Annotated in this window: 8 protein-coding genes; 1 reads left to right on the top strand and 7 read right to left on the bottom strand. The window is 69.0% G+C overall.

Annotated features, from left to right (window positions below; translation table 11 throughout):
- Window positions 1-25: 25 nt before the first annotated feature.
- The 3 genes from AB0937_RS32495 to AB0937_RS32485 all read right to left on the bottom strand — a co-directional run bounded on the left by AB0937_RS32495 (window position 26) and on the right by AB0937_RS32485 (window position 6,631).
- Window positions 26-1,744, bottom strand: a complete 1,719-nt coding sequence (locus AB0937_RS32495) for a protein kinase family protein (protein WP_366716823.1) — start codon at window positions 1,742-1,744, stop codon at window positions 26-28.
- Window positions 1,745-1,884: 140 nt separating this feature from the next.
- A complete protein-coding gene (gene murJ, locus AB0937_RS32490) occupies window positions 1,885-4,182 on the bottom strand; it encodes a murein biosynthesis integral membrane protein MurJ (protein ID WP_366716821.1) in 2,298 nt (765 codons plus the stop codon).
- Window positions 4,183-4,225: 43 nt separating this feature from the next.
- Entirely contained in the window at window positions 4,226-6,631 is a 2,406-nt protein-coding gene (locus tag AB0937_RS32485; RefSeq protein WP_366716819.1) for a DUF6049 family protein, read from the bottom strand.
- A 266-nt stretch (window positions 6,632-6,897) separates the two neighbouring features.
- On the opposite strand from AB0937_RS32485, the gene AB0937_RS32480 reads away from it, so the two are divergent.
- On the top strand, window positions 6,898-8,343 hold the full coding sequence (locus tag AB0937_RS32480; protein WP_366716817.1) for a CCA tRNA nucleotidyltransferase: 1,446 nt from the start codon (window positions 6,898-6,900) through the stop codon (window positions 8,341-8,343).
- 118 nt (window positions 8,344-8,461) lie between these two features.
- Here AB0937_RS32480 and AB0937_RS32475 read toward each other — a convergent pair whose 3' ends face one another.
- The 4 genes from AB0937_RS32475 to AB0937_RS32460 form a co-directional block, all read right to left on the bottom strand.
- Entirely contained in the window at window positions 8,462-8,974 is a 513-nt protein-coding gene (locus AB0937_RS32475) for a hypothetical protein (protein WP_366716815.1), read from the bottom strand.
- Window positions 8,975-9,097: 123 nt separating this feature from the next.
- On the bottom strand, window positions 9,098-10,360 hold the full coding sequence (locus AB0937_RS32470) for an MFS transporter (protein WP_366716813.1): 1,263 nt from the start codon (window positions 10,358-10,360) through the stop codon (window positions 9,098-9,100).
- Window positions 10,361-10,447: 87 nt separating this feature from the next.
- A complete protein-coding gene (locus AB0937_RS32465) occupies window positions 10,448-11,530 on the bottom strand; it encodes an inositol-3-phosphate synthase (RefSeq protein WP_366716811.1) in 1,083 nt (360 codons plus the stop codon).
- Between the two features lie 44 nt (window positions 11,531-11,574).
- The gene (locus tag AB0937_RS32460) at window positions 11,575-12,258 is read right to left on the bottom strand and encodes a PadR family transcriptional regulator (protein ID WP_366716809.1); all 684 of its coding nucleotides are present in this window, start codon (window positions 12,256-12,258) and stop codon (window positions 11,575-11,577) included.
- Window positions 12,259-12,505: the final 247 nt, after the last annotated feature.

The following is a 12,505-nucleotide window of genomic DNA, read 5'->3' as shown; positions in this document are numbered from 1 at the left end:
GGACCCCCTCCCCCTCAGTCGGCTCTCAGCCCGTGAACTTCACTTCGGTAATGGCCTGCTTGTATCCCGGGTTGCTGTAGTTGGCAGGGTCGTCGCCGGAGTACGGCAGCGCGGTAAGCCAGACCAGGACGTACCGGCTCTTCACGGGCTTGTCGACGCTCACCTTGAGGGATGTGCCGCTCGTCGTGGCTGTGCCGAGCTTCCGCATGGAGCTCAGCGGCGTCGACGAGCTCAGGGAATCCGTCGCGTACAGCTCGGCCGTGGTGTGGTCATTGCCGTACCGCAGCGACAGGGTCGCGCCTGAGACCTTCTGCTCGGAGCCGAGGTCGTAGACGATGCCGACACCCGGCTTTATCACCATCTTCGGGCCGTCCAGGTAGCTGTTGGTCCGCCAGCCCGTGGAAGTGTTCCCGTCATAGGTCTTGCCGACGTCGGCGGGGTGCTGGGCGTCGCCCTCGGCGATGTACTCCTCGGCGCCCTTGATGGCGATCGGCTTGGACGGCGCTGCGTTCCTGTTCTTGTCGCCGCCCTCGTGGTTCTGCGTCTTGGTCGGCTCGTCGTTCTTGCCCCCCTGGTCCATCAGCGCGTCCGCCAGCTGCCAGCTGCCGAGGCCGAGCGCTGCGATCAGGAGTGCGGAGACAGCCCACTTCAGGGCCTTGCCCGTGCGGCTCTGGAGCGGGGGCGGCGGGGCCGGCACCGGCTGGGTGCCGCCCGGAAGCGGGGTCTGACGGCCGTACGTGCCCTGCTGATAGGTCGTGCGCTGGTACTCGGGCGGGGCGGTGAATGCGGGCTCCGGCGGGCGGATGCGGGGCATCTCACCGATCGCCTTCACCAGCTCCTCCGGCGTGGTGCACGGCGACTCGTGCCGGGAGGCGGTGGCGCCGTCGTTGGCGAGCGCGCGCATGGAGAGCTCGGACAGGCCGCGGTGCACACCGGCCCGCACCTGGTCGGGCGCGATGAGACCGATGTCCTTGGGGAGGCCCGACAGGCCGTAGGCGTCGCTCTCGTACGGCCAGCGCTGTGTGAGCGCCGCGTACAGCAGGGCGCCGATGGCCTCGGTGTCGGTGCGCTGCGGCGTGTCTGACGAGACGCCGCGCAGGGCGGCGTTGACCGCCAGGCCGCGGATGCGCCACTGGCCGGTCGAGGCGCGCAGCACGGCGTTGGGGTTCAGCCGCAGATGGGCGAGGCCCTCACGATGGGCGGCCGCCATGGCGGAGGAGACCTGACTGACCATCTGGTAGGCGTCGTAGGGCTCCAGGGGGCCGGAGGCGAGGAGCGTGGTCAGTTCCGTCGCGTCGGGAAGCCACTCGTGGACGACGTAGACGACGTCGTTCTCCTCGACCGCGTCCAGCACCTGAACGAAGCGGGGGTCACCCAGGAGGGCGGAGGAACGGGCGGCGGCCAGGACGGAGCGGGCCCGCGAGTGGTCGGCGGGCAGGATGTGCACTCCGACGGCACGCCGGAGCTTCTCGTCGACGGCACGCCAACTGCTGAAACCGTCCAGTCGGGTAACGCACTCCTCGAGACGGTAGCGTCTGGCGAGCTTGTGACCACTGTGCAGTTCGGGCGGCGAGGTCGTTCCGGCACCGTCGATGCTGGTGCTCTCCTGTACCTCGTCGCTGTCCGTGTCCCGCTCCCGGTTCTTGGCCACCCCGTCGGCCGTGGACTGGTCCGCCTCTGCGGTCAGCGACGTCTCGCCGCTGTTGTCTGCCACGTCGACGGCAGCCGTACTCCGATCCGCCACCGTCGTTCCTGCCTCCCCATCCATTACGCCCCGGCCGGCATCCAGTGCGCGCCGTCCGACGCCGAAACCAATTGTGCCCACAGTCCGCCGCTATGCACGACACGCGGTGGCTGACGATGGTTGTGCGCCTACCCCCCGACTCAGCGTCCCAGGCGTCCGCGGACCATGCCGACCAGGGAGTTGAGCTCCTCGATGCGCATGCGGCGGGCGGCGACGAAGAAGATCCCGAGCAGCACGGCGCCGCCTGCCAGGACGGCGGCCAGCGATCCGGCCGGGCCCTGGCCGAGCGTGTGGCCGATGCCGTAACAGGCCGCTCCGCTGAGCAGGGCGGCCGGGACCGAAGCGATGCACAGGCGGGCGTAGGTCCGCAGGACACGCGCGCCGTCGAGGTCCCCGCCCAGCCGCTTGCGCAGCCGTCGCCAGGCGACGCCGACGCCGATCGCGTAGGCCAGGCCGTACGAGGCGGCCATGCCGACCACGGCCCAGCGGGAGGGGATGACGAAGAAGCAGACAGCCGAGGCGCCCGCGTTGACCGCGGCCACGATGACCGTGTTGTAAAAGGGAGTTCGGGTGTCCTCATAGGCGTAGAAGGCACGCAGGACCACGTACTGCACGGAGTACGGGATCAGGCCGAGACCGAACGCCATCAGCATGAAGCCCATGTTGGTGGCCTCGCTGGTGCCCGAGGAGCCGAACATCAGCGTGCACATCGGGATGCCGAGGGAGAGGAAGCCGAACGCGATCGGCACGATCGCGACCGCCGTGGTGCGCAGGCCCTGGGAGATGTCGTCGCGGACGGCGCCCCCGTCGCCCTCGGCGGCCGAGCGCGACAGACGCGGCAGCAGGGCGGCCATGAGGGAGACCGTGATGATGGCCTGCGGCAGGCCCCAGATCAGCTGTGCGTTGGCGTAGGCGGCGAAGCCGGTGCCGTCGACCGGCGAGGCCTTGCCCGCCGCGGTGGAGAGCTGGATGACGATCATGGCGCCGGCCTGGTTCGCGAGAACGAACAGCACGGTCCACTTGGCGAGCGTGATGGCCTTGCCGAGGCCCTGGCCCTTCCAGTCGAAGCGCAGCCGCAGCCGGAAGCCGGTCTCGCGCAGGTAGGGAATCATCGCGAGTGCCTGGACCACGAGACCGAGCAGGACGCCGATGCCGAGCAGACGCTGGCCCTCCGGCGGAATGGTGGTGGCCGTCATCCCGGAGTCGGCCGCTGTGCCGTAGACGTAGATGAACATGCCCAGCGTCACGATGATGACGATGTTGTTCAGGACCGGAGTCCACATCATCGCGCCGAACTTGCCGCGGGCGTTGAGGATCTGGCCCATCACCACGTGGATGCCCATGAAGAAGATGGTGGGCAGGAAGTACTGGGCGAAGGTGACGGCGACCTCGTTGGCCGCCGGGTCGCTGGCGACCGGGTCGGACAGGACGCGGATCAGGAGCGGTGCGCCGAGGACCGAGAGCGCGGTGAGTGCGCCCAGCGTCACGATGACCAGGGTGAGCAGGCGGTTGGCGTACGCTTCGCCGCCGTCGTCGTCCTCCTTCATGGCGCGCACGAGCTGCGGCACGAAGACGGAGTTGAGACCACCGCCGACGGTGAGGATGTAGATCATCGTCGGCAGCTGGTAGGCGACCTGGAAGGTGTCACCGAGCAGGCCGACGCCCAGCGCCGACACGATCAGCGCGGAGCGGATGAAGCCCGTGAGGCGGGAGACCATCGTGCCCGCGGCCATCACGGCGCTGGACTTCATCAAGCCCGCCGCGCGGCCGCTCTTCTTCGGCGCCGGCGCCGGCGCGGCCTCGGGCTCGGGATCCTGTGCCTCGTCCACGAGGTGCGGTCCCGCCATGGTCTGGTCGGCGGCCGCGTACGGGCTCTGCGCCGCGTACGGGCTCTGCGCCGGCTGCCCCGGGGCCGGCGACGGGCCGGGGACCGACGGCGGCTCGTACGACGGGTGACCGCTGCTCTGCTGCTGGTCCCGGAAGAGGTGCGCGAACGCGTCCTGCTCCTGGCGCGGCCCGCCCGCCTGGGAGACGAGGTCGTCCACGCCTACGAACTGCGTGGTGCGCGGGTCGTCGCCGTAGGGCAGATGCCGCGTGGGGCCCTCCGGCTCCGGAGCGGGCGTCTGGGCCCACACCTGCGGGTCGGGCGCGTACGGCGACTGCGGCGGCTGGCCGTAGAGCTGCTGCTGCGGCTGGTACGTGCCGGGAGCGGGCGGAGGGTGCGCGGCGCGGTCGTAGAGCGCTTCGCCGACCGGGTCCTGCGCGGAGAGGTCCTGCGCGCGGTAGGGGTCCTGGCTGTAGACGTCCTGGAGGTACACGTCCGTGGGCGGCTGCGGCGGCACCTGGCCGTGCTCGGGCGGTGCCCCCTCGGGTCCGCCCGCGTCGGGGTAGCCCGAGCTGCCCGCGGCACGGCGGTCACCGTCGTACGGCGCGTTCATGATTACCCCACCTCATCGTCCCGGGCCCACCGGCCACGACTTCTCAACGGTCCACTCTCTCACCCGTGCCGGACGGGTCGGCGCTTTCCGCTGCGGTGTCCGGGGCCGGGTCACTCGGCTGCTCGGGGGTTTCCGCGGGTGAGCCGGCCTCCACCTCCTCCGTGGGACGTACGCCGGAGGCGTCCGGGTTCTGCGGAGCCTCGACCTGGCCCTGCGGGCCGTCGACCTCGTCGTCCGCCTCGGTGGTCTCGTCCTCGGCGGCCTCACGGGCGGCGGCGCGCTTGCGCTGGGTGTACATCCGGAAGCCCGCGAGGACCAGGAGCAGGACGCCACCGCCGATGACCAGCATCACCGTGGGCGTGACCTCGGTGACCCGCACGTCGAAGGTGACCGGGGCGCCGTACTTCTGGCCGTCCTCCGTGTACAGCTGGGCGACGACTTCCGCCCGGCCGTTGGCATTGGCGGACGTGGTGAACTTCACCGACTGGGCGTGGCCGCCGTTGACGGTGACTCGCTGCTCCTCGTAGGCGTCGCCGCCGATCTTGAGTCGCGTGGGGTTCTTCGACGTGAGCCGCAGCTCCAGGTGCTCGACGCCCTGGACCAGGTTGTTCTGGACGGTCACGGGGATCGTGGCACTGCGGCCGGAGAGCTTGGTCTCCGACTTCTGGATCAGCTTGACGCCGTCGATGAGACCGTTGAGGTACGACTCGATGCCATCGCGGTACCCCACCGCCGCAACACCCCGGCCACGCCACGACGCGGACATCTCGCGGTTCATGGCCCGCCCGAACGGGGTCACCACCCGGGCCTGGCGGGTGAGGATCACCTTGAACTTGTCGAGCTTGGCCTGGGTCCTGGCGATCTGCTCGAAGGCGGCCCGCGGCAGTTCCTGCTTGCGCAACGCGGAGGGATAGGCGGAGGCCGACGGCACCTTCGTGTTGGCGGACGGGTCCGGCTTGGCCTTGGCGGCGGCCGTGAGGTCCTGCGACTCGGACCAGTTCCCGACCTGAAGGGCCCCCACCGCCTCGGCCATGGCCTGTGCCTGGCTCACGGACGGCATGCGAGGCGGGGCCACGACGACGCTGCGCTGCTTGCCGGTCTGCAGGCCGAGCGTCAGGCTCTGGGCCAGGAACCGCTGCACGGCGAGCGTGGATGCGGAGGCCCTGGTCAGGTCGCCCTGGAACGCCGTGGACATCCGGGAGTCCGCGACGACGGCGGTGGTGCCGCCGCCGATGGGCCGGGCCGCGGAGGGCGTGTACGACAGGTTGTCCTGGAGGCTGTCGCTGCGGGTGATCACCTTGTCGGCGCCCGCGGATGTGGCGACCTTCACGATCGAGGGGTCGACGGCGCCGTCCACCGGCCACACGAAATCCGTGGACGGTTTCACGTGGAGGATGGTCTCCACCGTGTCGTCGGCGACGTCGGTGGCCTCCTTGAGGTGGTTCAGCGAGCCGGTGACATTCGTGCCGTTGTGGGCGAGGGAGGCCAGGTCCGGGTCGCCGAACGGCAGCGCGGTGACCTCCTTGCCCGTGACCGCCTGCTGGAGCTCGGCCAGCCAGTGCTTGGCGATCTCCTGGTTCTTTCCAGGGGTGGTGGTGCCGTCCGGGCCGCGGACCTCGTAGCTCCCCGTCATCGCGTCGACGGACGCCAGCAGGTCCGGGTCGATCACCCAGGTGACGTCGAGGCCCTTGCCCAGCGACACCATCTGGTCGAGGCGGCCCCCCGGGGCGATCTCGTCGGCGAGCTCGTCATCACGGAAGACCGGAGTCTGCTGTTCGTTCGACCCGGTCTCGGCGGCCATGTGCGCGCTGGAGACCAGTGGCCACAGGAACGTGGTCTTCGTCCTGGTGCCGGCCTCCTCCGGCTGCCACGGCAGGAAAGTGCGCTGGACACCGAGAACCTGGTCCCACGGCTGCGCCGCTGTCTCACCGGAGAGCGCGACGCCCAGTTGGTAGACACCGTCGCTGCCGAGATCCAGCTTGTCGGCCGGCACAGAGATGCTGAACGGCTCCGCGACGCCGGGGGTGAGCGCGGAGAACTTCTCGGTGTACTTGCCGCCGACCTTCTCTCCGGAGGGGCCCTGGAGGTCATCGCTTTTCTTGGCGAGGGTGTCGATCGCCGAGCGGGTCTCCAGCGGTGGGCCCACCTGTAGGTCGACGTGGGCACCGGTGACCGTCTGCTTGCCGTTATTGGTCACCGTCCCCGACACGGTGACGGTGTCCCCCTCGGAGGGGGCGCTGGGGCTCAGTGAGTCGACCGCGACCGACACCGAGCCCTTGCCGGCGGCAGCCTGCGGGGACTCCTGTCCGGTCGCGCCCGCCGGTGTCGCAGCGGGCAACTGGAGGAGCCCGGCCAGCAGGGGTGCGCCGGTGAGCAGTGCCCCGGTGCGCCGCAGCCAGCGGCGGGCAGGTGAGGCACTGGCCCCTCGGAAGTCTGCCGCCTCGGCCACGCGCTCGTCCGTCCCTCGTCGTCGTCAGTGGTCGTCGGAATGTGCGTCCACGCATGGTAACGATGCGCGCTGAGGGGAAGTGCCATGGTCCGCCTCACAAGATCGCGGGCGGGCACCGCGCTGTCCGGTATATGACTCTTTGGAGGAGAGCGCTTCTTTACTGCTCAAGGCTCGGCTTGTGCGTGTATAGCGGATGTGTCCCCCATGCCTCTGCCAGCAGAATAGGAGGAGCTTGCGGTGGCGCGGGCCACGTACCCTCTTCTGTTGTGCCGAACGCCAACGAAGAATCGTCCAACGCCCTCAGCCAGGTGCAGCACCGCGCGGTGAGCGAACTGCTGCGGGTCGCCCCTGTCGCCGACGACCTCGCCCGCCGCTTCCAGGAGGCCGGGTTCTCACTCGCCCTGGTCGGTGGATCGGTCAGGGACGCGCTGCTCGGCCGGCTCGGCAACGACCTGGACTTCACCACGGACGCCCGCCCCCAGGACGTCCTCAAGATCGTGCGGCCCTGGGCGGACGCCGTGTGGGAGGTCGGGATCGCCTTCGGCACCGTCGGTGCGCACAAGGACGGCTACCAGATCGAGGTGACCACCTACCGCTCCGAGGCCTACGACCGCACCTCGCGCAAGCCCGAGGTGTCGTACGGGGACTCCATCCAGGAGGACCTCGTTCGTCGTGACTTCACGGTGAACGCGATGGCGGTGGCACTGCCGGAGAAGGAGTTCGTCGACCCGCACGGCGGGCTGGAAGACCTCGCCGCACGGGTGCTGCGCACCCCCGGCACTCCAGAGGAGTCGTTCTCGGACGACCCGCTGCGGATGATGAGGGCCGCGCGCTTCGCGGCTCAGCTCGACTTCGAGGTCGCCCCCGAGGTCGTCACGGCGATGACGGAGATGGCCGGGCGTATCGAGATCGTCTCGGCCGAGCGGGTGCGGGACGAGCTGAACAAACTGGTCCTCTCCCAGCAGCCGCGCAAGGGCCTGACGCTGCTCGTCGAGACGGGCCTGGCCGAACGCGTGATGCCCGAGCTGCCGGCCCTGCGCCTGGAGCGTGACGAGCACCACCGTCACAAGGACGTCTACGACCACACGCTGATCGTTCTGGAGCAGGCGATGGCACTGGAGGAGGACGGTCCCGACCTCACTCTGCGCTTGGCCGCCCTGCTGCACGACATCGGCAAGCCCCGTACGCGTCGCTTCGAGAAGGACGGCCGGGTCTCGTTCCACCACCACGAGGTGGTCGGGGCGAAGATGACCAAGAAGCGCATGACGGCGCTGAAGTACTCCAACGAGTTGGTGAAGGACGTCTCACGTCTGGTCGAACTCCACCTGCGCTTCCACGGCTACGGCACCGGCGAGTGGACGGACTCGGCGGTCCGCCGTTACGTCCGTGATGCCGGGCCTCTCCTCGACCGCCTCCACAAGCTGACCCGCTCGGACTGCACGACCCGGAACAAGCGCAAGGCGGCGGCTCTGTCACGCGCCTACGACGGGCTTGAGGAGCGGATCGCCAAGCTGCAGGAGCAGGAGGAGCTGGACGCGATCCGTCCGGACCTCGACGGCAACCAGATCATGGACATCCTCGGCGTGGGTCCCGGCCCGGTCATCGGCCGTGCCTACCAGCACATGCTGGAGCTGCGTCTGGAGCACGGCCCCATGGAGCCCGACGCTGCGGTGGCGGCGCTCAAGGAGTGGTGGGCCGGCCAGGAGGGCTGAGGGCTGGGAAACGGGGTCATGTTTCACGTGAAACACGACCCGGCGGAGAGCTGCCACCTGCTGGACACAGCCCAAGGGGCACTGTTTCACGTGAAACAGTGCCCCTTGGTGCGTCTGCCTACTTCTTGTAGTCCTTCAGGCAGAGCAGGAAGTCCTTGCCGTCACCGCTCTCGGTGTACGTGTACTGGAAGTCCTTGGCCTTCGCCTCGCACTTGCTGGAGGCCAGGGTGTCCGTGAGGAACGAACCCTCGATCTTGGCCAGCACCTTGTACTGGGCCTTGGCGTCGTCGCAGTTCACGACTTCCAGGTCCGGGTTGTTGTCGCTGCTGCTGCCTCGGTGCATGCAGTCGCCCACGGCGGCGGTGTTGGCGTCGTCCCGGCTCGTGACGTAGCCGACGATGGCGATGGTCGCCACGGCTATGACGACGACGATGTTCTTGATGGTCTTGAAGCTGAGCTTGCGGCCGGCCGGCTGCGGGGGGACCGGAGCGTACGGAGCGGCGCCCTGGGGCGGGAAGCCGGGCTGTCCGGGCTGCTGCGGGTGGCCGCCCTGGGGCGGGAACGGAGCCTGGGGTGCAGCCGCGGGCTGTCCCTGCGCGAACGGATTGCCCTGGGGCGGCGGAGTAGTCACTTGGGGGTCCCCCTAGAACATGGTGAGTGACGCGAACATGTCGCGAGATAAGACCCACGTAAGGTAGCGGGCCCCGCTGACAACGCAGTAGTCAGAGGTGGCTCTGTGTCATTGATGTGACACTTACTGATGGCCAAACCGTGCCATAGCACCAGCTACTGCCGCGTAGATAACGGCGATCGTGATCACCAACGGCACGGATCGGCCGTCCGGTGGCAGCATCAGGGCCGCGACGGCGGCCGCGCCGACGAAGAAAGTGTTGAAGAGCACGTCGTAAACCGAGAAGATCCGGCCACGGAAGCTGTCCTCGACGGAGGACTGGACGATGGTGTCTGTGGCAATCTTCGCGCCCTGAGTCGTCAGCCCCAGGACGAAGGCCGCGGCCAGCATCGGGGCGGTGGCGAACGGCAGCCCGAGAGCGGGCTCCAGCAGCGCTGCGGCTCCCGCGCACACGACGATCCAGCGCCCCGGCCCGAGCCTCCCCGCGGTCCAGGGGGTGACCACGGCGGCCGCGAAGAACCCCGCTCCGGAGACGCCCAACGCCAGTCCCAGCAGGGCCAGTCCGTCGTCCGTGGTCGAGGTGAGGGCGTACCGGCACAGCATCAACAGCATGACCAGCAGGGCGCCGTAGCAGAACCGCATCAGCGACATCGCCGCGAGCGCCCAGGCGGCCTCCCGGCGCTGTGGAGCGGCCAGGTGACGTACGCCTGCCGCCAGGTCACGGGCCGTTCCCGTGAGGGCCGTCCCGAGCTGCTCGCGCGCCAAGGGCCGGTCAGGGCCGAGGAGTTCCCGCGCCATGCTCAGCGACGCCAGGGCCGCGCACAGATACAGCCCGGCTCCCACGAGCACCACCGCGGCGTCCGAGTCCGCCACCGCCAGGCGTACGACGAAGGCGAGCCCGCCGCCCGCGGTCGCCGCCAGCGTTCCGGCGGTGGGGGAAAGGGAGTTGGCGATGACCAGGCGATCGGAGTCGACCACACGCGGCAGGGCGGCGGACAGGCCCGACAGGACGAAACGGTTGACCGCGGTGACACACAGCGCCGAGACGTAGAAGAGCCAGTCCGGAGCCGGGCTGAGGATCAGCAGGGCCGTCGCACCGGCCAGCAGAGCGCGCAGCAGACTCCCGTACAGCAGGACCTGCCGGCGCCGCCAGCGGTCCAGCAGGACACCGGCGAAGGGGCCGACGAGTGAGTACGGAAGCAGCAGCACCGCCATCGCGGAGGCGACCGCCGCCGCCGAGGTCTGCTTCTCCGGCGAGAAGACCACGTACGCGGCGAGCGCGACCTGGTAGACGCCGTCGGCCCCCTGGGACAGCAGACGCACGGCGAGCAGGCGCCGGAAACCTTGGAAGCGCAACAGGACGCGCAGGTCACGGACGACGGCCATGGGGCCCAGCCTCACATACGGGGAAGGTCCCCGGGTCGTACGACCCGGGGACCCTCACAGCCTTGGCAGGAGCGACTGTTGTGCGCGTCAGCGCTCGACCTCACCCTTGATGAACTTCTCGACGTTCTCACGGGCCTCGTCGTCGAAGTACTGCACGGGCGGGGACTTCATGAAGTAGCTCGACGCGGAGAGGATCGGGCCACCGATGCCGCGGTCCTTGGCGATCTTCGCGGCGCGCAGGGCGTCGATGATGACGCCGGCCGAGTTCGGGGAGTCCCAGACCTCGAGCTTGTACTCCAGGTTCAGCGGGACGTCACCGAAGGCGCGGCCCTCGAGGCGGACGTAGGCCCACTTGCGGTCGTCCAGCCAGGCGACGTAGTCGGACGGGCCGATGTGGACGTTGCCCTCGCCCAGTTCGCGGTCGCGGATCTGGGAGGTGACGGCCTGCGTCTTGGAGATCTTCTTCGACTCGAGGCGGTCACGCTCGAGCATGTTCTTGAAGTCCATGTTGCCGCCGACGTTCAGCTGCATCGTGCGGTCCAGGACGACGCCCCGGTCCTCGAACAGCTTCGCCATCACACGGTGCGTGATGGTGGCGCCCACCTGGGACTTGATGTCGTCGCCGACGATCGGGACGCCCGCCTCGGTGAACTTGTCGGCCCACTCCTTGGTGCCGGCGATGAAGACCGGAAGGGCGTTGACGAAGGCGACCTTGGCGTCGATGGCGCACTGCGCGTAGAACTTCGCCGCGTCCTCGGAACCGACGGGCAGGTAGCAGACGAGGACGTCGACCTGCTGGTCCTTGAGGACCTGGACGACGTCGACCGGCTCCTCGGCGGACTCCTCGATCGTCTCGCGGTAGTACTTGCCGAGGCCGTCGAGGGTGTGGCCGCGCTGCACCGTGACACCCGTGCGGGGCACGTCGCAGATCTTGATGGTGTTGTTCTCGGAGGCGCCGATGGCGTCCGCCAGGTCCAGGCCGACCTTCTTGGCGTCCACGTCGAACGCGGCGACGAACTCGACGTCGCGCACGTGGTAGTCGCCGAACTGGACGTGCATCAGGCCCGGCACCTTGGACGCCGGGTCGGCGTCCTTGTAGTACTCGACTCCCTGCACCAGCGATGCGGCGCAGTTGCCCACACCGACGATGGCTACGCGAACCGAACCCATTCCGGTTGCTCCCTGTGTGTACGAGTGAGGCCCTGAGTGGGCTCTCACGTGGCGGTGTCGTCGGGCGCATCCGGCTGGGGGGCGTCCCCCGGCCGGGGCAGGGCGCCCGACGCTCCAGATGTGGTGTCATGCGAAGCGGGCTCTCCGGCGGCCGGACCCTTGAGGTCCCGCCCCGCCCGCTCGCTCTCGATGAGCTCGTTCAGCCAGCGCACCTCGCGCTCCACGGACTCCATCCCGTGGCGCTGGAGCTCTAGCGTGTAGTCGTCGAGGCGCTCCCGGGTCCGGGCCAGGGAGGCACTCATCTTCTCCAGCCGCTCCTCCAGCCGGCTGCGGCGGCCCTCCAGCACGCGCATGCGGACATCGCGTGAGGTTTGCCCGAAGAAGGCGAAACGGGCTGCGAAGGTTTCGTCCTCGTACGCGTCGGGTCCGGTCTGCGAGAGCAGCTGCTCGAAGTGCTCCTTACCCTCCGCCGTCAACCGGTAGACGATCTTGGCGCGGCGCCCCGCGAGCGGGGCGGCGAGGGCGTCCTCGGTGGTGCTGCCCGTTTCCTCGATCAACCAGCCGTTTGCGACCAGCGTCTTGAGGCAGGGGTAGAGCGTTCCGTAGCTGAACGCACGGAACACACCCAGCGATGTGTTGAGCCGTTTGCGCAGCTCATAGCCGTGCATCGGAGATTCGCGGAGCAGACCGAGTACGGCGAACTCGAGGATCCCGGAACGCCGGCTCATCGTCGCCTCCTCTCACCGCGGTGCGCGTGCATCAGTCCGATGTCTCGGGCCGATGTGTCGAGCTGATGTATCGAGTCGATACATCACGACGATAGAACGGCCTTCCGGATGCGACAAGAGGGGGGTGGGTGAACGGGATCACATCACCGATTCATCCGACGTGAGTTGCCTGATTTGAGGTGAACTTCTGGGCTCGGCAGGTTTTGGCGGTGCGTAGTCTGTGCGCCATGCACATCACCGGGAACCG

It is taken from the genome of Streptomyces sp. NPDC047880 (genome assembly GCF_040706515.1).
Lineage (GTDB): Bacteria > Actinomycetota > Actinomycetes > Streptomycetales > Streptomycetaceae > Streptomyces.
Note: the sequence above shows the minus strand (reverse complement) of the source record. Positions and strands in the feature narration are given on the sequence as shown.